We start from the raw sequence: 25,244 nt of genomic DNA on the forward strand, positions 1-25,244 counted from the left end.
GCCAGCTCGCGAGCCTCCTAATCGCCGCGCACCCTTGACTGGCAACACAGCCAGCATTCCGCGCGATTCCTCGGAAGCACCGAATCCCGATGCCCCCTTCACTCCGGAGAACATGGCCGAAAACTGGCTCCACCCTGAAAGAAAAGGGCTATCACCTGAAACTTCGTTTGTCCGCCGCAGGCTCCCTCGGAGCACAACAACGCGGTGAAACACCCAAACAATCGGTAAATTTTACATTTCTTTCATACGAAAACGGGCAATATGGCGCATTTTTTGGGCTGTGGATCACATCTAACATCAAGAAGTGCAAATTTTCCACTCAAACAAAAAACACACGATCTTTATTCAAAACTCCCCTTTTGGAGGTGTTGTTTGCAGGGAATAGTTGTTGTCACGAAGAAGTTCACCGGATCGAATCCGCAAGGCTTCGAACCTGGAAGAACCACCGAGATTGTTTGAAGGAGCCAGCAACATGACTACCAACGAGAATTCGATCGACAACCGCATCGCGGCCATTGAGAACGACTGGGCGAACAACCCCCGCTGGGACGGTGTCACCCGCGATTACTCGGCAGCAGACGTGGTCAAGCTCCAGGGACGAGTCCAAGAAGAGCACACCTTGGCCAAGCGCGGCTCGCAGAAACTGTGGAAGCAGCTGACCGAGGAAACCCCAACCGGTGGTTACACCAACGCGCTGGGTGCGTTGACCGGCAACCAGGCAGTTCAGCAGGTCAAGGCCGGACTGCGCGCCATTTACCTCTCCGGCTGGCAGGTCGCGGCGGACGCGAACCTCTCTGGCCAGACCTACCCGGACCAGTCGCTCTACCCCGCGAACTCGGTGCCGCAGGTGGTCCGCCGCATCAACAACGCGTTGCAGCGCGCAGACCAGATCGAATTCGCCGAGGGCATCCAGACCGTCGAAGATTGGATGGTCCCGATCGTCGCCGACGCCGAGGCAGGATTTGGCGGCCCGTTGAACGCCTACGAACTGATGAAGTCAATGATCACCGCCGGCGCCTCGGGTGTTCACTGGGAAGACCAGCTCGCCTCGGAAAAGAAGTGCGGCCACCTCGGCGGCAAGGTGCTGATCCCGACCCAGCAGCACATCCGCACCCTGAATGCAGCCCGCCTGGCCGCCGACGTGGCCGGCACCCCCTCGGTGGTGATCGCCCGCACCGATGCCGAAGCGGCAACCCTGATCACCTCGGATGTGGATGAGCGCGACCAGGAATTCATCACCGGCGAGCGCACCCCGGAGGGTTTCTACAAGGTGCGCAATGGGATCGAACCATGCATCGCCCGCGCCAAGGCCTACGCTCCGTATTCGGATCTGATCTGGATGGAAACCGGAACCCCGGACCTGGAGCTTGCCCGCAAGTTCGCCGAGGCAGTCAAAAAGGACTTCCCGGACCAGATGCTCTCCTACAACTGCTCGCCGTCCTTCAACTGGAAAAAGCACCTGGACGACGCGACCATCGCCAAGTTCCAGCGCGAACTGGGTGCCATGGGCTTCAGCTTCCAGTTCATCACGCTGGCCGGCTTCCACGCACTGAACCATTCGATGTTCGACCTGGCCTCCGGGTATGCGAAGGACGGGATGAGCGCCTACGTCGAGCTGCAGGAACGCGAGTTCGCTTCCGAGGCCGCCGGGTACACCGCCACCAAGCACCAGCGTGAGGTCGGCACCGGGTACTTCGACGCCATCGCCACCGCGCTGAACCCGAACGGCTCCACCCTGGCCCTGGTTGGTTCCACCGAAGAAGGCCAATTCCATTAGACCCTCCACGGGTCGATGGTGCTAGCTGGCAAGGCCGCCAGCTAGCACCACCACCATTTTTTAAAGTTTTAAGGACGCTGCCATGAACACCCCGATCACCCTGAACAACATCACCATCACCGCTACCGAAGTGCGCTACCAGGAAAAGATCCTCACCAGCGAGGCACTGGATTTCCTTTCCGCCCTGCACCAGGGTTTTGAGCACCGCCGCGCCGAGCTGATGCAGAATCGCCAGCTGAATCGGGCCCGGATCGCCAATGGCCGCGATCCGAAGTTCTTGGAAACGACCCGGGGCATCCGCGAAGACACCTCATGGCAGGTCGCACCGATCGCTCCGGGACTGGAAGATCGCCGGGTGGAAATCACCGGCCCGATCGAACGCAAGATGGCGATCAACGCGCTGAACTCCGGCGCCAACGTGTGGCTGGCCGACATGGAGGACGCCTGCTCCCCCACCTGGCAGAACGTAATCAAGAACCAGGTGAACCTGATCCGCGTCCTGGATCACGAGCTGGACTTCACCGCCCCCGACGGCCGGGACTACGTGCTGAACAGCTACGACCTGCGCAAGCTGCCAACCATCGTGGTCCGCCCCCGCGGGCTGCACCTGCCGGAGAAGCACCTGCAGGTGGCCGGCACCCCGATGAGCGGGGCACTGGTTGATTTCGGCTTGCACTTCTTCCACAACGCCAAGCGCCTGCTGGCCGCCGGTCGCGGCCCGTACTACTACCTGCCGAAGCTGGAGAACCATCTGGAGGCGCGCCTGTGGAACGACGTGTTCAACATGGCCCAGGACATGCTGGGGATCGCACGCGGCACCATCCGCGCCACGGTGCTCATCGAAACCATCACCGCGGCCTTTGAAATGGAGGAGATCCTCTACGAGCTGCGCGAGCACTCCTCCGGGCTGAACGCCGGGCGCTGGGACTACATCTTCTCGATCATCAAGAACTTCCGCTCCCGCGGGCCGCGTTTTGTGTTCCCGGACCGCGATTCGGTGACTATGACCGCCCCGTTCATGCGGGCCTACACCGAGCAGCTGGTGCGTGCCTGCCACCGCCGCGGGGCCAGCGCCATCGGCGGGATGAGCGCGTTCGTGCCAAGCCGCAAGGACGCGTCGATCAACCAGATCGCCCTGGGCAAGGTGCGCGAAGACAAGGCCCGCGAGGCAGCCGACGGTTTCGACGGCTCCTGGGTGGCCCACCCGGACCTGGTGGCCGTGGCCCGCGAGGAATACACGCAGGTGCTCGGCGAAAATCCGAACCAGATCCAGCGCACCCGGGAAGATGTGGCGGTCTCCGCCTCCGCGCTGCTGGATGTGGCTGGCCTGGAAGGCACCATCACGGAGCAGGGAATCCGGGACAACATCGAGATCGGCATCCGCTACATCGAGTCGTGGCTGCGCGGCAACGGCGCGGTGGCCCTGCGCAACCTGATGGAGGATGCCGCCACCGCTGAGATCTCCCGCTCGCAGCTGTGGCAGTGGATCCACCAGTCGGCCATCACCAACCACGGTGAGATCGTCACCCGCCGCTGGGTGCAGGACCTGGCGGAGGAGACCATGGAGCGGATGGAGCGTTTCGAGGGGGATCGTTTCGAATCCGCCATGGAGATCTTCGAGGCCTGCGCCCTGCGCGACGACTTCCCGACCTACATGACCCGCAACGCCTACCTGCGTTACCTGGACCTGCCGGTCCCCGTGCTTGAAATGGCAGGTTAACCCGGCGGCTGGCACCAGCCGCACCCAATTCCTGGCCGATTGTCCACCAGTCGTCCGATGTTGATCGGCCGCAAGGGGCGGCATTCATCCGTTGGTAATCATTCCCGCGGGTGGATGCCGCTTTTTTGCGCCGTTTTTGCGCCGCCGGACTCAACTCAGGACTGGACTCCGAACTGGACTCCGGACTGGACTTGGGGGCTTGACGTGTTGGATAGGCTGAACCCATGGCGTTCACGTTCAGCAACCCGGCCGACGGCCTCTGGGAGCCCGATCTGCTGGGTGAGGGATTCACCCGGCGCACCCTGCCGTTGTCTGATGGCTCCACCGCCACGCTGGTTCGCCACCGTTCGGCCCGCCTGCGCCTGGCCCCGCCGTTGCGCGGCCTCTCGGTGCTGTATGTGCACGGCTGGTCCGACTACTTTTTCCAGCGCGAACTGGCCCAGTTCCTCACCGATGCCGGCGTGGACTTCTACGCACTGGACCTGCGCCACTACGGGCGGAACCTCCCGCTGGATGCCGAACGCGGGCTCAGTGCGCAATTCCCGCCGGGCTTCACCACGAACCTGGAACAGTATTTCGAGGAGTTCGACGCCGCGCTGCGCATCATCACCAGCGCCCACCCCGGGACCCGCGTGGTGCTGCTGGGGCATTCAACCGGCGGGCTGAGCACCAGCCTGTATGCGGCGGCGCACCCGGATAAAATCGACGCCCTGGCGCTGAACAGCCCGTGGCTGGAATTCCAGGCCAGCGAGCTGGGGCGCACCGCGCTGTCCACGTTGTTGCAGGCCGCCCGGCAGGTTAATCCCCAACGCTTTCTTCCCAGCATCGACCCGGGCTTCTACACCCGCACGGTCTCCAGCCAGTTTGACGGCGAATGGGACTACGACCTTGCCTGGCGCCCGGTGAACGGATTCAAGATCACCACCGGATTCATCTCCGCGGTGTTCGAGGCGCAAGCCAAGGTCAAAAAGGGCCTGCAATTGCAGATGCCGGTGCTGGTGCTGCTCTCCGCCAACCACTACCTGCTGCCGCGCTGGCAGGATGCCGCGTCCAAATCCGATGTCGCCCTGAATGTGCAGCTGGTCGCCGAACGCAGCCTGGATCTGGGCCGGGAACTTCACCTGGTGCGGTTGTGCGATGCGCTGCACGACGTGTTCCTCTCCATCCCCGAGGTGCGCTCGCAGGCCTATCTGGATCTGGGGGCCTGGCTGGCCGCGGTCAAGAACCGGCAACACGATTCATCCCTGACCTCCAGCGTGCAACGGGCCGTGCGGCGGACCTAGTTCACGCTGGGAACCTGGTCGTTGACCAGCTCGAGCCGCAGCACCCCGTGCTCGTCCTGGCCCACCACGGCCACCGAACCGTTGCGGATGGTGTCCAGTTTGTACCCGGCGATGTCGGAGAGGGTGTAGCGGATGATGGTGCCGTGGCAGATCACCGCAACGTTTTTCTCCGGGAAATCCGCCATGATCTGGCTGATGGCCCGCCGCCCCCGGTCCACCACCGACTCCAGGGGTTCGATCCCGCCGCCGATCTTCCCCGGCCAGCGTTCAAGCGCCTCGGCTTCGATCATTCCCTCGCCCTGGGCGTAGTCCCGTTCGATCAGCAGCTCATAGCTCGGGCCGAGCTCAAGGCCCAGCCCGTCGGCGATGATCTGCGCGGTCTGCCGCGCCCGGTCCAGCGGAGAGGAAACGATCACGTCCCACTGCCCGGCGCCCAGCACCTGCACGGCCTGCGCGGCCTGCATGCGCCCGGAAGCGTTCAGCGGGATATCGCTGCTTCCCTGCAAGCGGCCTTCGAGGTTCCATTGTGTCTGTCCGTGGCGGACGAATCCCAGCTTCATACCCCACATTCTTCCACCGGTTGCCCCGCGCCATGGCCCCGATGTGCGCAAAACCACGGGTTCCACCAGACACATTTATCCCCGAACTGCTTGCCGCGACGCGTAGCATTTGGTAAGTTCCGCCCGTTTTTGCGGCCTCGGAGCCCTGTCCCCCATCCCCCAGTTGAGGATCCGAGCAGTTCATCGTGACCGACATCAAGGCATCGCTCGCCCGCGGGCTCACCGCCCGGCATATCCGTTTTATGGCCCTTGGCTCGGCGATTGGAACGGGCCTGTTCTACGGCTCGTCCGCCGCCATTCAGGCCGCCGGGCCGGCTGTGCTCTTCGCGTACATGATCGGCGGCGCCGCCGTGTTCATCGTGATGCGCGCGCTGGGAGAGATGGCGGTGAAACATCCGGTCTCCGGGTCGTTCGCGCACTACGCCTCACGCTATCTGGGCCGCTTCGCGGGTTTCATCACCGGCTGGACCTTCACCTTTGAGATGGCCATCGTTGCCATCGCGGACGTGACCGCCTTCGGGGTGTACATGGGTTTCTGGTTCCCGCAGGTCGCCACCTGGATCTGGGTGCTGGCGGTGGTGCTGCTGATTGCGGCGATCAATTTGATGAAGGTGAAGGTTTTCGGGGAGACCGAATTCTGGTTGGCGATCATCAAGGTCAGCGCCATCATCGCGATGATCGTCGGCGGTGTATTGCTGATCATCTTCGGTTTCACCGCCCCGGGGTCGCAGCATGCCACCGGCCTGGACACCCTCTTGGCCGCCGGCACCCTGTTCCCGCATGGTTTCACCGGCTTGCTGCTGTCGTTCGCGGTGGTGATGTTCGCTTTCGGCGGCATCGAAACCATCGGCATCACCGCCGGGGAAGCCGATGACCCCGCCCGATCGGTTCCAGCGGCCATCAACACCGTGCCGTGGCGGATCCTGCTGTTTTACGTAGCCTCGCTGGCGGTGATCATGATGCTGTTCGACTGGCGCCAGATCGACGGGCAGGCCAGCCCGTTTGTGCAGATTTTCGACGCGCTGGGCATTCCGGCCGCCGCCCACGTGCTCAACGCCGTGGTGATCACCGCGGCCATCTCCGCCATCAACGCGGACACCTTTGGTGCCGGGCGGATGCTCTTCGCGATGTCAGACGCGGGCCACGCGCCGAAGTCCTTCGCGAAGGTCTCTGCCCACGGGGTGCCGTGGATGACCGTGGTGGTGATGTCGGCGGTGCTGCTCGCCGGCGTGGTGCTCAACGCGCTGCTGCCCGAGCAGCTGTTCACCATCATCGCCTCGATCGCCACCTTTGCCACCGTCTGGGTCTGGATCATGATCCTCGCCTCCTACCTGGCCATGCGCCGGGCGGAAAAGCGCGACGCCGCGGCCGGCGGCCCGCGCGACTACGCGGTGCCCGGAGGCTCGCCCACCGCCTGGGTTGCCCTGGCGTTTATGGTTTTTGTTGTGGTGCTGCTGGCGCTCAGCGCGCAGACCCGGGTGGCGTTGTACACCGGCGCCGCCTGGCTGCTCATCCTGGCGGCGGTGTACCGCATCGCAATCTACCCACGCGGCACCGCGGCCGCGAACGCACCGGCGGAACGAGCCGATTCGGTGGACTCCGGCCGCTAGCCAAGGGCCGGCCAGGCCGTCTGCGGAGGCATGCACCTGCAACTCGCGGGGGTCAGCTACCCGACATGAACGACGGGACGTACCCGCCCAGGTAGACGAACCCCACCTCGTCGGCAAATCCAGCCATGGGCGCGGTTGCGGTGCATCGCAGCCCCCTGCAAGTATCCCGCTCCCGCCCCGCCCCCGCCTCAGGAATGCCCGCGCGCCCAGAAGTGTTACACCGTGTATGAGTGAAACCGCGCAATCCCCAACCACCGCCGAGGCCAAACGCCTACGCGTCGACATCTTTTCAGACATCGCCTGCCCCTGGTGCTTTATCGGCAAACGCCGTTTCGAATCGGGCCTGGACGCCTCTGGCCTGGCCCAAGAGGTCGACGTCTATTGGCACGCCTACCAGTTGGACCCGACCCTGCCCGAGCATTACGAGGGAAGCGAACTGGACTACCTCTCCCAGGCCAAGGGCATGGATCCGGCCCAGGTCCAGTCAATGCTTCAGCATGTCACCGCCCAGGCCGCCGAAGAAGGGCTGTCCTACGACTTCGCGAACCTGGTTGTCGCCAATTCGTTCACCGCGCTGCGGGTTTTGGAACACGCAAAACAGCACGGCCGCGGAAACCAGATGAAGGAAGCGCTGCTCTCGGCGCACTTCGAGAAGGGCCTGGACACCGGAAACGTTGCCACGCTGCTGCAGCTGGCCGCCGAGGTTGGCCTGGATTCGCAGGAGCTGGGCGCGGCACTTCAGGCCGGGCGCTACACCGATGAGGTCAACGCGGACATCAACCAGGCCCGCCAGATCGGTGTTACCGGGGTGCCGTTTTTTGTCCTGGACGGCAAGTACGGGATCTCGGGAGCCCAGCCGGCCGAGGTCTTCGCCAACGCGCTGACCCAGGTCCATTCCGAAACGGTCGGAACCAACTAGCACCAAACCGGCCTGCGGCCATAGCTAATCCGCCCCGGCGCACGTCAGCGCGCCCGGGGCGGTATTCAGTTTGCGCTCCTTGACCAGGTTCTCAAATCCGCTGCCCAGCGCCAGGTCCACCTCGGTGCCGTACATCTTCTCGTCGTAGACGAACTCGGATCCGGGTACCTGCCGCTGGATGGTCAGCGCCTGTGCATAACCGTGAGGCCCGGCCAGTACCACGGCCACGCGGTCCTGATAATTCTCCAGGCCGGAGCTCGTCGCCGAGATCTTGAAACCGCGTTTTTCCAGCGCTTCTGCGGTTTTCCCGGCAAGCCCTGAAATGGTGGTGGTATTCAACACCCGAACCTTAAAACTTGCGGGGTCCTGATAGGCGAAGTTGGCCTCGGGGCAGGCAGGGTTCTCGATGACCGCGGCCGGCTGCGCCTGCGCCTGCAACTGGTTGGAACTGCCGCCGATCTTCAGCACCCCGGTGAAGGCCAGTGTCGCCGCGACAAACGCCACCAGCACCACCAGAGCCATCACCGAAAAGATGACGTTTTGCCGCTTGCGGGCCCTGCGTTTCGCCTGGGCGTTGGACACGAAGCTCAGCTCTCGCTCGTTGACGATGTGAGCCCCATGCCATGTGGCCGGATCCTCGCGTTCGTGCATCATCGCACCCACTTTCAGGCAACTACCCTTTGTGGCGACAGCATACCTAATCCACGTCTAAATCCAAGACCCTTGCGTGGATCACGGAGCGGTGGTGCAACGCGGAGCGCAGCGCACGATGCAACCCGTCTTCCAGATACAGCACCGTGCGGTAGCGGACCACATGGGGAAACAAATCACCGAAGAACGTTGAATCCTCGGAGAGCAGAGTTTCCAGATCGAGTGTTGACTTGGTGGTTACCAACTGGTCGAGCTTGACCTGGGAGGGCGGGATCGCGCTCCAGTCACTCGTACTGGTCAGCTTATGCTCGGGGTACGGGCGCGAGTCGCCCACTGCTCGGAAAATCACCATTCAAGCATAGGGAACCGCGTAACAATTTATCTGCAGGCGCGACCCGATGGCCGCGGACCACGTCGATTCGGGCATTATGCACACGGAACCGGTAGCGTCCGAATCAAGAACTTCAAGCATTTCTTTCAGGGGTCATTTAGGCTCCTTGGCGCCGGAATCCGCAAATTATGACCGATTTCCCAGATCCTGGCAAGGATTGTTACATCTGCTGAAACCTGGCGGAACGGTGCGTAATTTTAGATAGTAACAATCCACGTGCCGGGTGCACTCTAGGGTTATGAACAACGTAGTAACCGAGATCCCAGTCCTTGATATCTCCACCTCCCGGAATGCCGATGGCACGTTCAACCGCGAGTTCGTCGCCGCATTGCTCGACGCCGCCCACCGCGTCGGTTTCTTCCAGATTGTGGGATACGCTTCGCGTCCCGACCAAGATCAGGAACTGCTGGACACGATTGCTGAGTTCTTCGCGAAACCCGTTGACGAGAAGATCAAGCTCGACAACCGCAACAGCGCCCAGTTCCGCGGCTACACCCGCTTGGGCACCGAGATCACCCGCGGCCGCGCCGACTCGCGCGAACAGATCGACTACGGTCCGGATCGCGAGCCGCTAAGCGTAGTTCCAGCGGACAAGCCTTATCTGAACCTGCAGGGCCACAACCAGTTCCCCGATGACTTCCCGCAGCTGCGCGAACGTGCCACCGAGTGGGCCGAACTGATGAACACCACCGGCCACGAGCTGCTATCTGCCATCTCCGTCGGGCTTGGCCTGGGCGAAGACTACTTCGACGAACCGTTCTCCGGCGCTCCGGCCTGGATGGGCAAGCTCGTTCACTACGTTGGCGGCGGCGTTGTTCCAGAGGCCGGCAACCAGGGTGTTGGCCTGCACGCAGACTACGGCTTCGTTACCCTGCTCCTGCAGGACCAGGTTGGCGGACTGCAGGTCCAGCCTTACGGACAGGAAGAGTGGATCGAGGTTCCACCAACTCCCGGTGCCCTCGTGGTGAACCTGGGCGAAATGCTCGAGGTCGCCACCGACGGCTACCTGATGGCCACGATCCACCGCGTGATTGCCCCGCCAGCCAACGTCGACCGCTACTCGGTTCCGTTCTTCTACTCGCCACGCCTGGACGCCGTGATCGACAAGGTTCAGCTTCCTGCCGAGTTGGCCGCCGACGCGCGCGGGGTTTCCGATGATCCGCATAACCCGATGCTGGCTTCCTATGGAGCCAACGTGTTGAAGGGCTGGCTACGCGCCCACCCTCAGACCGCGGCAATCCACTACCCGCAGTTGGTGCAAAAACGCGCCACGGCCTAGGTACAACCTGAAGCGGATCGCTTCAGCGATTAAAAACGTGAAGACTTCGACGGGGTATTGCGCCACCGCACCGAAGTCTTCACGTTTTTGCGAGTTTGCTGCGTTACCCGACGCCTCCCCCAAGGCGATGTGGCTATTCCCCCAAATTGCAGCCATCGTTCAGTTTCGTAGTTCTCGCTAGGCCTCTCGACCATGGGACTTATTGTGCAAGATCACACTCAAGCTGTGACATCAATTAGCTCAAGATTGCATCAAGCCTCAAAAAATCCAAAACGTGGCTTTAAAAAGCTTGAGGTATCACTAGTATGAACCGGGGTCATTTACCAATCTGTATCCGACTCCTCTGACGGTCTCAATCCATAATGACGAACGCGCAGAATCTCCGAGTTTACGCCGCAGATTCGCGATATGCACTTCGATACTTCGCACGTCCGAGTCCGAAACATAACCAAGTTCAAGATCGTCGCTGTCAGCGCTGACTTTTCGCGCGAGCTCTTTCTTGCTCCGGACCCTGCCCGGCACTTGCATCAGTACATGCAGAAGCGTGAATTCAGTAGCGGTCAAGACGATGGGCGCTCCATCCAAATGCACTTCCCACGTTGATGAATCCAAACGAAGTGCTCCATGGCTGAGCACCCTGGGCGTAGCCCCGTGCCTGTCGCTCAATAACTGGTTGATCCGCGCCTTACGACGAGAAAAAGCATCCACCCTAGCTCGGAACTCACGTTCGCGCAGCGGTTTAGGGCAGTATCCATCTGCTCCAGCATCGAAGGTCAACACCACTTCAATTTCTTCGCTGATGTCCATCACGGCGAGAATATCAGCCTCGAGGTTCGCGTTGAGCCTACGTATGGTTTCAATTCCGTCAATATCGGGAAGGCCAAAACCAACAACCACCAAATCCGGCTTGACCCGTTGAGCCAGCGCGACTCCCCTTTGCCCGCTGGACTCCTCATGCACGGCATATCCGATTTGCCGCAATGAAGTCGTCATTTTTCCGCGCACAGACTCGTCGTACTCAATAACGACTGCCTTTGCAATTTCCCCAACCACGTTTTTCCCCAATCCCCTGTTAAGGCGATCGCGGCGGCCTAACGTTACAGTCCGCCGCGTGGACTACATGCTACCGGAGAGCACACAGAACTCGTTACCCTCCGGATCAAAGAGGACGACCCAATCTTCGTCTCCGCTTTGCCCGATATCGGCGTACTGCGCCCCCAGCGCCAGTACTCGATCAACTTCATCCTGCTGAGTGCTCTGCCAAGGCCTCAGATCAAGATGCAGACGGTTTTTAATGCTCTTAGTTTCCGGCACCTGCGCAAAACAGATCACCGTCTCATGCTCATCGCCACCACACCTGCCAATGGTGACCAGACCCGCGGATTCCTCCCGTACTTCATAGTTGAGCACTTCGCACCAAAATTTGGCAATAAGCATTGGGTTCCGGCAATCGATGGCGATCTCACTAATGGCTACAGGCATGACCTACTCATCTCCCATCTCAACGGCAGGCACTTCGCACCAGCCTTCGCCACGGATGATACGCCTGCCCACGGCGCAAGATAGCGAAATCGGGCTTTTGGAGGTTAAGAAAGAGGCAATGCCGGACCAAGAGCGACTCGGAGTTCGCGCGCAGGTGGATCGGGCAAGAGGCCGAATCTGTTGGGCCAAATTGTTCGCAGACGCTCCGCCACCGCACCTGACGGTAGTCGCAGGCTTCAGTTCCAGATCCCGCCTGCTCATGTTCTAAAAATTGAAAAGCCCCCGATTTCTCGGGGGCTTTCATTTGGCGGAGGATAGGGGATTTGAACCCCTGAGGGCGTTAACCCAACACGCGTTCCAGGCGTGCGCCATAGGCCGCTAGGCGAATCCTCCTCAGTTGCTCCGTGGAGCAGAATCAAGCATATCTAAATTTCCGCACAATCACGAATCGAAGGTTACATGGCGGTAAACCACGCATAAGCAAGCCCGATGAACCCTGAGATTTAGCGGATTTTCGGCGATTTCCACACGACGAACGGGTGTCCTCCAAAGTGTCGGTTGCCCGGAGGATACTGAATAACATGAGTAAAAGAGAGGTATTTCACAGTGACGACGACGCTCGTCGTCTGCCGATGTATCCTCCTGGCCTTCGTAAGAATTTCGGCTCAGGCGGAGTCTGGGATGGCGAACTCGACCATCAAAAGTTTTATAACAATCTCGCCGCAACGGCCCTAGATTTATACAACTTGCCTCCTGTCGCCAACCCAGCGGATGGACTCAAGAGACTCGAACGTATTGGTCAACTCCGAAGCATGATAGAGGCTGCGGAGGCATCACTTTTGGCAGATACGTTTGAAATGTGCTCTCGCAACGCTGCGAACCTAGGAGTACAAGATTCGCTGTTTGATGATTCCGACGATCAAGCACAGCAACTGTCAGCTCAGTACTACGGCGTTAATTTGGCCGATGAGAATACCGTCAGACCATCTTTCATCGCCGAAGCCGCTATTGCTATGCGAGACTCAGAAAAACACATTCAGGACAAGCTGTTTACTGCGGAAGGGCTGCGTAATCTTTGCCTTGACACACTCACTGCGTTGGCCAACGGCGAAATCACCACGAAATCGGCCAGAGAAATCGTCAAGAATTCTCAAGATCTAGACCCTGAAGACGTTAAGCAAATGGAGCATGTTCTGCTCCCCTTAGCCAAGACAGCCACAGATTCCGCGATTTCGCAACGCGCCCGACGTATGAGAGAACGCCTTCATCCAAAACCTGTCGAAGAACGACACAAGGAGGCGCGTGAACGTCGAAATGTTTCATGGTGGGCTGATGAAGATGGCATGGCTACGTTGCAGGTATTACTCCCCGCAGAGGACATCATCAGCATAGTCAACACCGTCAATTACCACGCAGTGACGAACGTTGACGAGGATGATGTGCGCACCGAACGCCAGCGTCGCGCAGATATTTTTCGCGATGCCTTGATCGATGGATGGCCAGAAACCCAGGGAACACCGTTAAAAGCACGGGTCGCCGTCACAATCCCGGCCTTGGATATGCTTACAGATCCTAAGAAGTCCTTGGCTGACCTTGAGGGCTACGGTCCGATTCCAATCGGCACTGCGCTCAAAATCGCCGCCGACGCGCCATCGTTCATAAAGGTACTCACCGATCCTTGGACGGGTGCCGCGATTGATGTGGCTCGTGAGAAGTATCGTCCGAGCAAGGCGCTGAAGGACCTTCTTCGTTTCCGAGATGTCCATTGCCGATTCCCCGGTTGCAATAGGCTGGCCGAGCAGTCCGAAATCGATCATATTGATGGCTGGGCCCAAGGCGGGCACACCTCACGCACCAACACAGAGCTCTTGTGCAAAAGACACCAGCTTTTCAAGCACGCTTTGGGATGGGATGTAACCTACCGTCCAGATGGCTCAGTTTTCTGGCGTACACCAAACGGTGTTGTTTGTACGGAAGTTCCTGGAAGCGTTAAAACGGTTCAGAACTTCGACTTTGAGCAGACCCAGACACCTGTATTGCCCGAAGTCCAAATGACTGATCGCGTCCGCAGGGTTCTCGGCTGGTACGATCCACCAGACGCAAAAGCCGGATAATTCTACCGAGTGCCGTTGCACGGCAGAGAAATTGACTGAAATTCTCGATCAGAGATCGCTATCCCCGTCCGTCGCAACTGGTTACCTTCAATTTGCGCGTCGCTCATCATGCATGCACTCCACGATAGCGCCCTCTTATCTGGCGCCCTCTCATCCAAGTCAGCAAAGGATCGTTCTGCCACTGACCAAAATTTTGCGTCAGTTTTCATTCATATCTTCAAGGTTGCGGACGGGAGTTCCCCACTTTGGGCTTCTTTCCTCGGAACCCGCAACGGTTGATGCGTTCTTACTGTTGCCTGTGCGGGATTGTTCCGGGGTTCAGACATCTGTACTCAAAACTAGTTACTACGGACCGTTATTTGATCGAAATTTCTGGTCAAAATCTGGCCACCCCTCATCAAAAAATAATCTGCAGTCCATCTCACAGCGCGCACTGCAGCAGAGATCGTGATGCCCCACAGCAATCTTGACCAAAATAATTGATCAGATTCACGACACAGACAGCCCCCACCAGCTTCGGGACATTCAAGTCTCGCTTTTGTTTTTCTCTGACCAAAATTTTCGATCAAAATCGAGTGCCGGCCTCGCCCCACTCATCCAACAACACGTACAGCGACAGAAACCGTGACCCCCGAACAATCTTGACCAAAAAAATTGATCAGATTCACGGCAACTCTGCCGCATTCAATCATCAGCGCCCAAAATCTCAGGTCGAATCTCCCAGACCAAAATTTTCGATCAAAATCGAATGCCTGCCTCGCCTCGCTCATCCAACACCACGTTCAACTGCAGAAACCGTAACCCCGAGCAATCTTGACCAAAAAAATTGATCAGATCCACGGCACAAACCGACCCGACGTACTGTGGGATGTCCAAGTCTTGCTTTCCCTGACCAAAATTTTCGATCAGAATTCCCTGTCGTTCTCTCCACTCGTCGAACAATGATCGCTGTGCCGGATCGTGGGGAGACCGGAAAGAAATTCTGATCAGAATTTTCGTTCAAGTTGCCGTTGAAGCCTCGTGAGATCAAGCGCACGCGATGTCGATTTTTATCCACAGCCCTACCTCGGGTAGTATTTTGGGTGACCCCTCGTGTGGTGTCATCCTGTTGAACTCCCCCAGGACCGGAAGGTAGCAAGGGTAGATGGGCTCTGACAGGTGCATGAGGGGTCTTTACTTTTTTACGCAAGCCGAATGGAGTCCACGTGGGCGCTGGCCGTTTCGCCCCTAGCCCGTCAGGGCGCCTCCACATCGGAAATTTGCGCACCGCCATTCTGGCATGGCTTTTCGCTCGCTCGAGTGGACGCGATTTCTTGCTCCGCGTCGAAGACCTTGACCGTGTCCGTGCGGGCTCCGAAGCAGAGCAGCTTGCTGAACTTGAAACTCTGGGGCTGGATTTTGACGGCCGCTTGGTGCGGCAATCAGATCGTTTGCCGGTTTACCACGGAATCGTCGAGGACTTGAAGTCACAAGGCCTGGTCTACGAATGCTTCTGTTCACGCAAAGACATTGCAGAAGCTGGCAGCGCACCGCATGCGGCGCCAGGATCCTACCCGGGCACGTGCCGCAACCTGAGTTCCAAAGAACGCTCCGAGAAAGCCCAACAACGGCCAGCAGCCTTGCGACTACGCGCAAATGTGAACAAATTTTCTGTTCACGATGAACTCCTAGGCGACTACACGGGCGCAGTTGATGATTTTGTTCTGGTGCGAAACGACGGTGCACCGGCCTACAACCTCGCGGTGGTCGTCGACGATGCAGCAAGCGGCATTGACCAGGTGGTCCGCGGCGATGATCTCCTGTCCTCGGCCCCACGGCAGGCGTACCTAGCCCAGCTTTTGGGGTATGGCACACCAACTTATGCGCATGTTCCACTGGCGCTGAATGAGAAGGGGCAACGGTTGGCCAAACGCGATGGCGCCGTAACCCTCGAAGAGATCACCGAACAAGGTGTGCGTCCCGCCGAATTACGCGCATTTTTGCTAGAGTCATTGGGCTTGCCGGGTCAGGAATTGCAGGCAGCCCTAAAGGCGTTCAATCCGGCCGCGCTTCCGCGTGAACCGTGGATCGTGAAACCTGAAAACATTGTCCAACAGCTGATGCCCCCGGCATCGCGCAACCGATAGGGAACCGGTGTGACTACAGCGCTTTACCGCAGATATCGTCCCGATACCTTCGCCGAGGTCATCGGGCAGGAGCACGTCACCGCTCCGCTGATGACCGCTTTGGAGAAGAACCGGGTTAATCACGCATACCTGTTCTCCGGTCCGCGCGGTTGCGGCAAAACAACGTCGGCACGTATTCTGGCGCGCTGCTTGAACTGCGAGCAGGGTCCGACCCCGATCCCCTGCGGCACCTGCCCGAGCTGTGTAGAGCTGGCCAACGGCGGCCCAGGATCGCTGGATGTCATCGAGATTGACGCGGCCAGCCACGGCGGTGTGGAGGATGCGCGCGATCTGCGTGAGCGTGCAACGTTCGCCCCGGCGCGCGATCGCTACAAGATTTTTATCATCGACGAGGCCCACATGGTGACCTCGGCCGGTTTCAACGCATTGCTCAAGATTGTTGAAGAGCCTCCGGCGCACATCAAGTTCATCTTCGCGACCACCGAACCGGATAAGGTCATCGGCACCATCCGGTCGCGCACCCACCACTATCCTTTCCGATTGGTGCCACCTGAGGCTCTCTTGGAGTACCTCAAGGTCCTGTGCGACCGCGAGAACGTGGAGGTGACCGATGGGGTGCTGCCTTTGGTCATCCGCGCTGGCGCTGGCTCGGTCCGAGACACCCTTTCGGTGCTCGACCAGCTGATGGCAGGTGCGCGCGAAGGAATTCTTGACTACGAAACCGCCATCTCGCTGTTGGGTTATACCCATTCCACCTTGCTGGATGAGGTTGTCATCTCCCTGCACGAATCAGATGGTGCCGGGTTGTTCAGCGCGATCGACCGCATCATTCAGACCGGCTTGGATCCGCGGCGATTTGTGGAGGATTTGCTGGAGCGCTTCCGCGATCTGGTGATTGCCAAGGCCATGCCCGAGGGTCTGGAAAAGATCCTGCGCGGGGTTCCAGCGGACCAGTTGGAAGCGTTGCATCTCCAAGCTGATCTGGCCGGACCAGGAGAACTGTCGCGGTGGGCAGATGTCACCAACCAGGCGCTAACCGCCATGACCGGTGCGACATCCCCGCGCTTGCATCTGGAGCTGTTGGCCGCGCGGCTCTTGCTGCCAGGCTCCCAGAACACCGAAAGTTCGTTCGCCGCTCGCCTGGACCGGCTGGAACGCCATGCCATGACCGGTGGCGCACTGCCGGCGTTGAACGACGACGGTTCCGAGGAAACTGCCGTCGCGATGGGGTCGACGCCGAATCCCGGCGCCGCGCGTCAAGGCGCCGCGGCGGCTCGCCAGGCGCTAGCTGCGGCTAAGGCCCGCCGCGAGGGAGAAGCTATCCCTGAATCGGCACCCGCCGCGGTGGAAGCCTCCCCCGCTCCAGCTCCGACTCAGTCGGCCCCTGCCCAACAGCCGGCCGCGCAAGCTGCCCAGGCAGCACAGGTGCCACAGGCAGTTCAGGCACCACAGTATGCCGAGCCGGTGCCTCCGGTTCAGGAGCCGCCGGCCCCTGCGACTGCCCAAGCTGCCGAGCAGCACACCGCACGGCCAGTCGAGCAGCCGCAGAATTCCGCTCAACAGCTGGACCAGCTGCCGGATGACATCAACGCTCCATTGGATCCGGGAGCTGCCTCCTCACTCAATACCGGCGCAGATGCCGACTGGGGTGCCACATGGGGTCCGAAGGACGACCGCAACTCGGTCACTACCCAGATCCAGCCCGGTCCTAGCGTCCCTGCTGAGCGCCCCGACGGTGTCGCACCGTTTAGCTTGGTGCCAGATCCTGCCAGCGGTGAGGATCTGTCTTTTGGGACCGGAGTCTCCATCGACGACGTCAAGCAGAACCCTGCCATGGCGGAGTTCGCGCGCCGCGCCTCCGAAAACCGTGCCCAGCAGCAGGCTCAGGCCGCCGCGCAGCAGAGCCAGATGGCGCAACAGCAACCTTCTGCCCCGGTGTCGCCAGCCCAGCCAGATGCTCAGGCGCAACAACTCGCGGCCCATGAACAAGCACAGCGTGAGCAGGCGCAGCGTGAACAAGCCGAACGCGAAGCCGCCCAACGCGCAGTCCACGAACAAGCACAACGTGAGCAAGCGCAACGTGAACAAGCCGAACGCGAAGCCGCCCAACGCGCAGCCCACGAACAAGCACAACGCGAACAGGCGCAGCGTGAACAAGCCGAACGCGAAGCCGCCCAACGCGCAGCCCACGAACAAGCACAACGCGAGCAAGCGCAACGCGAACAAGCGCAGCAGCAGCAATACCAGCAGAGCCCGCAGCAGGGTTCTCAGCCGGCATCGGGACCGACCGGAGGATCTCCCGTTGCGCGGTTCCAGCAGGCCTGGCCACAGATTCTTCAGCAGCTGCAGTCAAGTTCGCGGGTGCTGCATTCAATGGTGTCCAACTACGGATCTGTTGCCGGATTCGATGGCCAGACACTGACGCTTGCCTTCAGCAATTCTGGTCCGATCGTCAATCTGAGAAACCGGCCGGACATGATGCACCTGCTGACGGGGATCCTGTCGCAAGTGGCCGGCGGGCCGATCGAGGTTGTCCTCACGGAGGGTGGCTCCCAGCCCGCGGGCGGTGGTTCCCCAAAAGGTGAGCGCCGGCCAATCCCGGCGCCAACCCCAGCACCAAGCAAGTTCATTGCGGCTAACAGCACTGGGGTAGCTTCGCGCTCCTCGGCGCCGACGTCGCCCGCAGTCGTTCAGCCTTCCCCCAAGGTCCCCGCAGCTGTCGCGAAGCCGTCGTCGGTTCCTTCACAAGAGACCGGTTACGCGGCCGGCTACGATGACGTCCCGCCTCCATACGACGAGCCGTACATGGATGAGCCGCCGTTCCCGGACGATGGCGCCTTTGGCGACCCTTATGCGTCCCAAGCACCGGCCCCGCCAGTGCAACCGGCTCCGCCTCTCCAGCCGGCGCAGCCGCCTCGCACCGAGGCAGCCACCCCGGAAGCCCAAGTTCCAGCCCCAGCACGCGGCGGCTCCCCCCGGTCATTCGACGGGCCACCGGTTGCTCCGCGCCCGCGGATGACCGCAGGGATGAACGCACGTCAGGCCGAACGGCCCGAGTTCGTGATCGACCGCCCGGTCTCTTCCACCCCGTTGCGCCCGGGAAGCACCACGGATTCGTTCGAGCCGCTGGCGGTCGCCGGCGAGCCCGAGCCGCAGGTCTCCGAAATGGTCCAGCCCCCAACCCGGGTTGCTCAGCCGCCGGCCCAGGTTGCTCAGTTCCGATCGGCTGACCCCGTTGCGGCACCGGAACCGGTTGCCCCACCCGTGCAGCCGGCCACCCGTGAACCGGTGGCACCTGTACCCGCGCCTTCGTCCCAGCCACAGGGCCCGGCCCCGGTTGCTGCCCCCGCCACGACGCCAAACCCGGCTCCAGCACCGGCACCTGCACCGACTCCGGCACCTGCACCGGCTCAAGAAACAGCTCCGTCGTGGGGTGCCCCGGAACCGGCTGAGCAATCGGCTGCCGCTCCCGCTGCCCCGGCTCCGAACACCGGCGGGCGCATGAGCCGCTACCAGCAGTTGATGAACCAGGCCAAGGATTCAGCCCCAACCCCGGCCCCCCACCAGGCCGCCAACGGGTGGGGTTCGATTCCGCTGCCGCCCGAGCCGCCGCTGGAAGATCCCGCCGAGTTTGTGCCAAGCGAGGATGACATCGAGGTGGAGGATTCCGCGCTGATCGGTGTCCCGGCGGTTGAACGGCTGCTTGGAGGCATGCTCATCGAGCAACGCGACGTCAACGGCAACGTCGTGGAAATCAAGCGCAGCCTGTGAGCAACCCGGCAGCCATTCAAGGTGTCGGAGTGAGACACTAGTGTGTACGTTGGCGGGATGCGCGAACCTTCCCGCAGACGGCCCGCGGGCCGCACCATCACCATCCCCGCAACCAAGGAAAGAAGGCGCACGTGTACGAAGGTGCTGTACAGGAACTGATCGACGAGCTCGGTCGGCTGCCTGGCATCGGCCCGAAATCGGCGCAACGCATCGCTTTCCACATTCTTGATGCCGACGCCGAGGACATGACCCGCCTGGCCGCCTCGATCCAGCTGGTCAAGGAGAAGGTGAAATTCTGCGAGATCTGCTTTAACATCTCGGAGCAGGACACCTGCGCGATCTGCCGAGATGAACGACGCGACGGCTCAGCGATCTGCATCGTCGAGGAGTCCAAGGACGTGTTGGCGATCGAACGCACCCGGGCCTTCGGCGGGCGTTATCACGTGCTGGGCGGCTCGATCAATCCGCTAGCCGGGGTGGGACCCGAGCAGCTGCATATCCGCGAGCTGGTCACCCGGTTGGCCGATGATTCCATCACGGAGCTGATCCTGGCCACGGATCCGAACCTGGAGGGCGAGGCCACCGCCGTGTATCTGGTGCGCGCGCTGGCCCCGTTGGGAATCAAGATCACCCGCTTGGCCTCCGGGCTGCCCGTCGGCGGCGATTTGGAATACGCCGATGAGGTCACCCTCGCTCGGGCTTTCGAAGGCCGCCGGGTTGCCGGCCGCGCCTCCGCGCCTCAAGTGGCACCGCAGCTGCCCGAGCCCGCGCCGCAACCGGCGGCCGTGGAAGCAGGGCCCGCGGACACCTCTGCCACGGAACAGGTTGCCGATGGCCAGCCGCCGCAGCCGCGTTTTGTGGTGCCGGAGATGGACGATCACCGCAGCGCCACCCGCTAGGACCCCGCTAAACACCCGCCAGCTACCGAATCCACCCCGCCGGCCGCACCCAAAGGTGCGGTTGGCGGGGTGTTTTTATTCCCCGCGCAGCCCTTTTGTGGAGCAACACACACTTGGTTGATAATCGTCAACTAAACGCTTATAGTTGATAACAATCAACCTTTCCTCTCTTCTTTTGGAGCGCCAATGACCGCAACCGCACCGGTCGCCCAGCCCAAGATGAGTCACCGCCAAATCATGCAGTCCCTGACCGGGTTGCTGATGGGTATGTTTGTCTCGATCCTGGCCGGCACCGTCGTTTCCAGTTCACTGCCAGTGATCGTTTCCGATCTCAACGGCGGACAGACCGCCTACACCTGGGTCGTCACCGCCACCCTGCTGGCCACCACCATCTCCACCCCGATCTGGGGTAAACTCGCCGACCTGGGCAACCGCAAGCTTTTGCTGCAGATCTCGTTGGCGATGTTCGTTTTGGCTTCGGCCGCAGCGGGCTTCGCGCAGAATACCGAATTCCTGATCACCATGCGCGTGATCCAAGGCCTGGCCGGCGGCGGCATGGGCGCGCTGAGCCAGATCGTCATGGCCGATATCCTCTCCCCGCGTGAACGCGGCAAGTACATGGGCCTCTTTGGCGCCGTCATGGCCCTGGGCACCGTGGGCGGCCCGCTGATCGGCGGTTTCATCACCGACACCATCAACTGGCGCTGGAACTTCTTCGTGGCCCTGCCATTCGCCGTCGTCGCGATCCTGCTGATCCAGCGGACCCTTCACCTGCCGGCCTTCGCCAAGCGCAAGGTCAAGATCGACTACATGGGCATCATGCTGCTCTCTGCCGGTGTGGCCCTGCTGCTGATCTGGCTGTCCATGGGCGGTTCGCAGTTTGAATGGAACTCCTCCACCAGCTTCCTGATGGTCGGCGGTTCGGTTGTTCTGCTGGCACTGTTCGTATTGACCGAATTCAAGGCCACCGAGCCGCTGCTGGACCTGCAGCTGTTCAAGAACCGCACCTTCACCTTTGCGGTCATCGCCTCGCTGGCCGTCGGCGTCTCGATGTTCGGCACCTCGGTATTCCTGAGCCAGTACATGATCATGGCCCGCGGCGCGACCGCCACCCAGGCCGGCCTGATGACCTTCCCGATGATGGCTGGGCTGCTGGTCATCTCCACCATCGCCGGCGCCTTGATCACCCGCTTCGGCAAATGGAAAGCCTTTGTGGTCACCGGTTCGATCCTCCAGGTCATCGGCCTGTTCCTGCTGGGCACCATCCACTACGACACCAACTTCGCGTTGGTGGGTGTGTACATGTTCATCCTGGGTGCCGGCGTTGGCCTGGTCATGCAGAACATGGTGCTGGTGGTCCAGAATGCCGTTCCGGTTCACGAGCTCGGTGTAGCCTCTTCGGCCGTGAACTTCTTCCGCACCCTGGGTGGCACCGCCGGTACCGCCGGGCTGGGCGCACTGCTGGCGATCAATATCCCGAATATGATCGCCGATCGCAAGGCCGACCTCGCGCAGGCCATGGCCACGCTGGGCGACAAGGCCGCCGAGGTCTCCGCACAGCTGTCCTCCGGCAGCCTGCCGACCATCTCCACCCTGCCGGAGCCGGTCCGCGTGATTTTTGAATCCGTGTACGGCGACGGGGTTGCCGCGCTGTTCGCCTTCGCGGCGCCGATCTCGCTGATCACCGTGATTGCAGTCTGCTTGCTTCCAAACCAGAAGCTGCGCACCCAGACCGCGGTTGAGCGCCACCAGGAAGGCGAAGGCCAAGAACCGGTTGCCGACTCAGCCTCCGCGCTCACCGATTCCGCCGAAACCCAGATCGCCGAAGGTACCGTACTGACCGCGGCGCCAAAGGACGAGAAGGACAGCAACGGGAAAACCGGCCCTGCCGCCGGAGTCTAGGGGCCAAATGTGGATACCATCAACAGCGGCATCGGGACTACCAGCAGCGATCGGATCGATCTCTACGAGTCAGCCGAGCAGCAACTCCTGGAATTCGTGTCTGTCATTTCCCGGACCAAACGCGAAGTCGCCACACGCATGGAGCATCGCCTCACCCCCGGGGCGATCCCGGTGCTGGGCATCATCCTGAAATCCAAGGGCATCTCGCAGTCCGAAATCTGCGACATGCTGCTGATCGACAAGGCAGTCCTGTCCCGCATGGTGGCTAAACTCGAAGAACTTGGTTTGGTCACCCGCGAGGTGGATCCCGAAGATCGCCGGGTCTCCCAGCTGCTGCCAACGGACCTGGCCGTCACCCGCTGGCGCGAATGGTTATCCAGCTGGCGGTCGAATCTGCGAAGCTCCATGAGCAGCTGGGCAGAGGATGACCTGGCAGCCCTCACCGGCTTGCTTGGTCGTCTCACCTCCGATCTCCAGAGGTTCTAATCCCCTCCACACCCCAGACCGCGGCGCCGAATACACTCGGTGCCGCGGTTTGCTGTATCCATCCAGGCCGCTGGTCTACACTTCGATCATGGCCACACGCAGCAGCAACACCGCGGCAATCGCCGCCGCGACGGGCAGGGCGTGGGAGCAATGGGTCCGCATGCTCACGCAAGCCTCGGCCGCGGATAAGAATCACCAACAGATCGCCCAGCTGGCCCTCGCCCAAATGCCCGCGGACCTGAAGAATCCCGAGTGGTGGGCCCAGGGTGTCGCGGTGGCTTTCGAACAATCCATTGGCCGCAGGGTTCCGGGCCAGGCCCAGGACTCAAGCTTCCAGGGAGCACTAAGCACTACCCTTGACACCACACTGGACGAGGCTTTGGCACGCTGGCTGGACGCGGTAAGCCAGGTTTCGGTGTTCAACGGGCAGCAGATGATAGGCGAACCAAGCACAAGTTCCAGCGAGCGTTGGCGCTACTGGCGTGCGGGCTTCAGCGACGGAACCAAGACTCAGGTAAACATAGGCCTTAAGGGCGGAAAAGTCGCCATTGCCATAAACATCACTAAGGCTAAAACCGAGCAAACGGTGTCGGAATGGAAGGTGTTTTGGCGACAAATTTTGGCACTTACCAAGGGGTAGGGTGCGATTTGAGGCACATTTTCCGGTTCCCTCTAGGCAATATGACCAACCGTTAACGTCACAAGTAGGTCATGATCAAGCGAAGCTGTCACAATTATCTGGTAGATGTCTCGCACCATCTTTTCCTGCACCCGCGTAACAGCGTCGCTTCGACGGGTGGAAAGGATGCGCGAGCCACAGCTTTCAACAGGTGGAGTGAGTGCCGATGGGCCTAATTGTGCAAAAGTTTGGCGGTTCGTCCGTATCAGATGCCGAGGGCATCAAACGTGTCGCGCGCCGAATTATTGACACCAAGAACCAGGGCCATGACGTGGTTGTGGTGGTTTCGGCAATGGGCGACACCACCGATGACCTGCTGGACCTGGCCGGTCAGCTGACCGACGACGCCCCGGCCCGTGAAATGGATATGCTCCTGTCGGCCGGCGAACGGATCTCCATGTCCTTGCTGGCCATGGCAATCGACCAGTTCGGCGAACGCGCGGCCTCCTTCACCGGTTCCCAGGCGGGTCTGATCACCGACTCAAGCCATGGCAAGGCTCGCATCATGGAGGTTTCCCCGCAGCGTGTGCGCCGTGCGATCGACCGCGGTTTCATCGCCATTGTTGCCGGGTTCCAGGGCATGAGCAAGGAATCCAAGAACATCACCACCATGGGTCGCGGCGGTTCCGATACCACCGCGGTGGCACTGGCCGCGGCGCTTGGCGCCGACGTCTGCGAAATCTATACCGACGTGGACGGCGTGTACACCGCAGATCCCCGGGTTGTCCCATCGGCTACCAAGATCGAAAAGATCACCAGCGAAGAAATGCTGGAAATGGCGGCCAGCGGCTCCAAGATCCTGCACCTGCGCTGCGTAGAGTACGCACGCCGATTCGGAGTGCCCCTGCATGTGCGCTCTTCCTTCAGCACCAACGAGGGCACCTGGGTGCTCCCGAACCCCAACGACAAGATCAAGATTCAAGAGGGAGAACCCTTGGAACAGCCAATCATCTCCGGTGTTGCCCATGACCATTCCGAGGCCAAGGTGACCGTGATCGGTGTCCCGGACATCCCGGGCAAGGCCGCACAGATCTTCGGCGTCATCGCCGCGGCCCAGGCAAACATCGACATGATCGTGCAGAACATCTCGACCCACGGCTCGGGCAAAACCGACATTTCCTTCACCCTGCCGATGACCGAGACCAAGCATGTGCTCGACGCGCTGAACACCGCAAAGGGTGAAATTGGTTTCGAAGATATCGAGCACAATAACGAGGTCGGCAAGCTGTCGCTGATCGGTGCGGGGATGCGCTCGAACCCGGGTGTTTCCTTCACCTTCTTCGAAGCGCTGCATCAGGCAGGTGTGAACGTGGACATGATCTCAACCTCAGAGATCCGCATCTCCGTGGTTACCGACGCCGACAAGCTCAACGACGCGGTACGCGCCATCCACACCGCGTTCGACCTGGATACCGACGTTGAAGCCACCGTATACGGGGGCACCGGCCGCTAGAACGCGCGCCAGGTTTTCGGGAGCGGCCAGCCTCGCTGGCCGCTCCCGTGGTTTTTTAACGAGCTTGGAATTCAGTCGAGCGCCAAGATGCTGCCACGGCAACGTTCAGCCCGTTCCCGCTGAACTGAAACTTTCGTGCTGG

18 protein-coding genes, 1 tRNA gene, 1 other RNA gene and 1 pseudogene are annotated in these 25,244 nt (G+C 60.9%); 15 read left to right on the top strand and 6 right to left on the bottom strand.

Annotation, left to right across the window (positions count from 1 at the left end; translation table 11 throughout):
• The first annotated feature begins 472 nt into the window (after positions 1 to 472).
• The 3 genes from aceA (at position 473) to ACIOWL_RS11275 (ending at position 4,780) form a co-directional block, all read left to right on the top strand.
• The gene (aceA, locus tag ACIOWL_RS11265; RefSeq protein WP_400384794.1) at positions 473 to 1,777 is read left to right on the top strand and encodes an isocitrate lyase; all 1,305 of its coding nucleotides are present in this window, start codon (positions 473 to 475) and stop codon (positions 1,775 to 1,777) included.
• A gap of 82 nt (positions 1,778 to 1,859) precedes the next feature.
• On the top strand, positions 1,860 to 3,497 hold the full coding sequence (gene aceB, locus ACIOWL_RS11270; protein WP_400384796.1) for a malate synthase A: 1,638 nt from the start codon (positions 1,860 to 1,862) through the stop codon (positions 3,495 to 3,497).
• 224 nt (positions 3,498 to 3,721) lie between these two features.
• Complete coding sequence (locus tag ACIOWL_RS11275) at positions 3,722 to 4,780, top strand: alpha/beta hydrolase (RefSeq protein WP_400384798.1); 1,059 nt, start codon at positions 3,722 to 3,724, stop codon at positions 4,778 to 4,780.
• Here the strand turns inward: ACIOWL_RS11275 and ACIOWL_RS11280 are convergent.
• Complete coding sequence (locus ACIOWL_RS11280) at positions 4,777 to 5,340, bottom strand: histidine phosphatase family protein (RefSeq protein ID WP_400384800.1); 564 nt, start codon at positions 5,338 to 5,340, stop codon at positions 4,777 to 4,779. The two genes, ACIOWL_RS11275 and ACIOWL_RS11280, sit on opposite strands and share 4 nt — an antisense overlap.
• Before the next feature lie 185 nt (positions 5,341 to 5,525).
• Between ACIOWL_RS11280 and ACIOWL_RS11285 the strand changes: the two genes are divergently transcribed.
• The gene (locus tag ACIOWL_RS11285; RefSeq protein WP_400384801.1) at positions 5,526 to 6,950 is read left to right on the top strand and encodes an amino acid permease; all 1,425 of its coding nucleotides are present in this window, start codon (positions 5,526 to 5,528) and stop codon (positions 6,948 to 6,950) included.
• Positions 6,951 to 7,176: 226 nt separating this feature from the next.
• On the top strand, positions 7,177 to 7,869 hold the full coding sequence (locus ACIOWL_RS11290) for a DsbA family protein (RefSeq protein ID WP_400384802.1): 693 nt from the start codon (positions 7,177 to 7,179) through the stop codon (positions 7,867 to 7,869).
• A gap of 24 nt (positions 7,870 to 7,893) precedes the next feature.
• Here the strand turns inward: ACIOWL_RS11290 and ACIOWL_RS11295 are convergent, their stop codons facing one another.
• Both ACIOWL_RS11295 and ACIOWL_RS11300 read right to left on the bottom strand, forming a co-directional pair.
• Positions 7,894 to 8,523: a LytR C-terminal domain-containing protein gene (locus ACIOWL_RS11295; protein WP_400384803.1), complete on the bottom strand. Its 630-nt coding sequence runs from the start codon at positions 8,521 to 8,523 to the stop codon at positions 7,894 to 7,896.
• 43 nt (positions 8,524 to 8,566) lie between these two features.
• The gene (locus ACIOWL_RS11300) at positions 8,567 to 8,869 is read right to left on the bottom strand and encodes a type II toxin-antitoxin system VapB family antitoxin (RefSeq protein ID WP_400384804.1); all 303 of its coding nucleotides are present in this window, start codon (positions 8,867 to 8,869) and stop codon (positions 8,567 to 8,569) included.
• Positions 8,870 to 9,149: 280 nt separating this feature from the next.
• On the opposite strand from ACIOWL_RS11300, the gene ACIOWL_RS11305 reads away from it, so the two are divergent.
• Positions 9,150 to 10,190: an isopenicillin N synthase family dioxygenase gene (locus ACIOWL_RS11305; protein ID WP_400384805.1), complete on the top strand. Its 1,041-nt coding sequence runs from the start codon at positions 9,150 to 9,152 to the stop codon at positions 10,188 to 10,190.
• A gap of 300 nt (positions 10,191 to 10,490) precedes the next feature.
• Here ACIOWL_RS11305 and ACIOWL_RS11310 read toward each other — a convergent pair whose 3' ends face one another.
• The 3 genes from ACIOWL_RS11310 to ACIOWL_RS11320 form a co-directional block, all read right to left on the bottom strand.
• Positions 10,491 to 11,243: a response regulator transcription factor gene (locus tag ACIOWL_RS11310; protein WP_400384807.1), complete on the bottom strand. Its 753-nt coding sequence runs from the start codon at positions 11,241 to 11,243 to the stop codon at positions 10,491 to 10,493.
• A 63-nt stretch (positions 11,244 to 11,306) separates the two neighbouring features.
• Positions 11,307 to 11,672 (bottom strand): VOC family protein, encoded by a 366-nt coding sequence (locus ACIOWL_RS11315; RefSeq protein WP_400384809.1) that lies wholly within the window; start codon positions 11,670 to 11,672, stop codon positions 11,307 to 11,309.
• A 305-nt stretch (positions 11,673 to 11,977) separates the two neighbouring features.
• A tRNA-Ser gene (locus tag ACIOWL_RS11320) sits at positions 11,978 to 12,065 on the bottom strand.
• A 188-nt stretch (positions 12,066 to 12,253) separates the two neighbouring features.
• On the opposite strand from ACIOWL_RS11320, the gene ACIOWL_RS11325 reads away from it, so the two are divergent.
• The 9 genes and pseudogenes from ACIOWL_RS11325 (at position 12,254) to ACIOWL_RS11365 (ending at position 25,102) form a co-directional block, all read left to right on the top strand.
• Complete coding sequence (locus tag ACIOWL_RS11325; RefSeq protein WP_400384811.1) at positions 12,254 to 13,786, top strand: DUF222 domain-containing protein; 1,533 nt, start codon at positions 12,254 to 12,256, stop codon at positions 13,784 to 13,786.
• Between the two features lie 1,081 nt (positions 13,787 to 14,867).
• Positions 14,868 to 14,964: signal recognition particle sRNA small type (gene ffs / locus ACIOWL_RS11330), an RNA gene on the top strand.
• A gap of 27 nt (positions 14,965 to 14,991) precedes the next feature.
• On the top strand, positions 14,992 to 15,912 hold the full coding sequence (gluQRS, locus tag ACIOWL_RS11335) for a tRNA glutamyl-Q(34) synthetase GluQRS (RefSeq protein WP_400384813.1): 921 nt from the start codon (positions 14,992 to 14,994) through the stop codon (positions 15,910 to 15,912).
• A 9-nt stretch (positions 15,913 to 15,921) separates the two neighbouring features.
• On the top strand, positions 15,922 to 19,683 hold the full coding sequence (locus tag ACIOWL_RS11340; protein ID WP_400384815.1) for a DNA polymerase III subunit gamma and tau: 3,762 nt from the start codon (positions 15,922 to 15,924) through the stop codon (positions 19,681 to 19,683).
• Between the two features lie 131 nt (positions 19,684 to 19,814).
• A pseudogene (recR, locus tag ACIOWL_RS11345) lies at positions 19,815 to 20,403 on the top strand (recombination mediator RecR); the annotation flags it as partial.
• Positions 20,404 to 20,768: 365 nt separating this feature from the next.
• A complete protein-coding gene (locus ACIOWL_RS11350; RefSeq protein WP_400384817.1) occupies positions 20,769 to 22,484 on the top strand; it encodes a DHA2 family efflux MFS transporter permease subunit in 1,716 nt (571 codons plus the stop codon).
• A gap of 9 nt (positions 22,485 to 22,493) precedes the next feature.
• A complete protein-coding gene (locus tag ACIOWL_RS11355; protein ID WP_400384819.1) occupies positions 22,494 to 22,970 on the top strand; it encodes a MarR family winged helix-turn-helix transcriptional regulator in 477 nt (158 codons plus the stop codon).
• Between the two features lie 88 nt (positions 22,971 to 23,058).
• The gene (locus ACIOWL_RS11360) at positions 23,059 to 23,610 is read left to right on the top strand and encodes a hypothetical protein (RefSeq protein WP_400384821.1); all 552 of its coding nucleotides are present in this window, start codon (positions 23,059 to 23,061) and stop codon (positions 23,608 to 23,610) included.
• A 205-nt stretch (positions 23,611 to 23,815) separates the two neighbouring features.
• Positions 23,816 to 25,102 (top strand): aspartate kinase, encoded by a 1,287-nt coding sequence (locus tag ACIOWL_RS11365; protein ID WP_400384823.1) that lies wholly within the window; start codon positions 23,816 to 23,818, stop codon positions 25,100 to 25,102.
• Positions 25,103 to 25,244: the final 142 nt, after the last annotated feature.

This window comes from Glutamicibacter sp. NPDC087344 (assembly GCF_044744225.1).
GTDB lineage: Bacteria > Actinomycetota > Actinomycetes > Actinomycetales > Micrococcaceae > Glutamicibacter.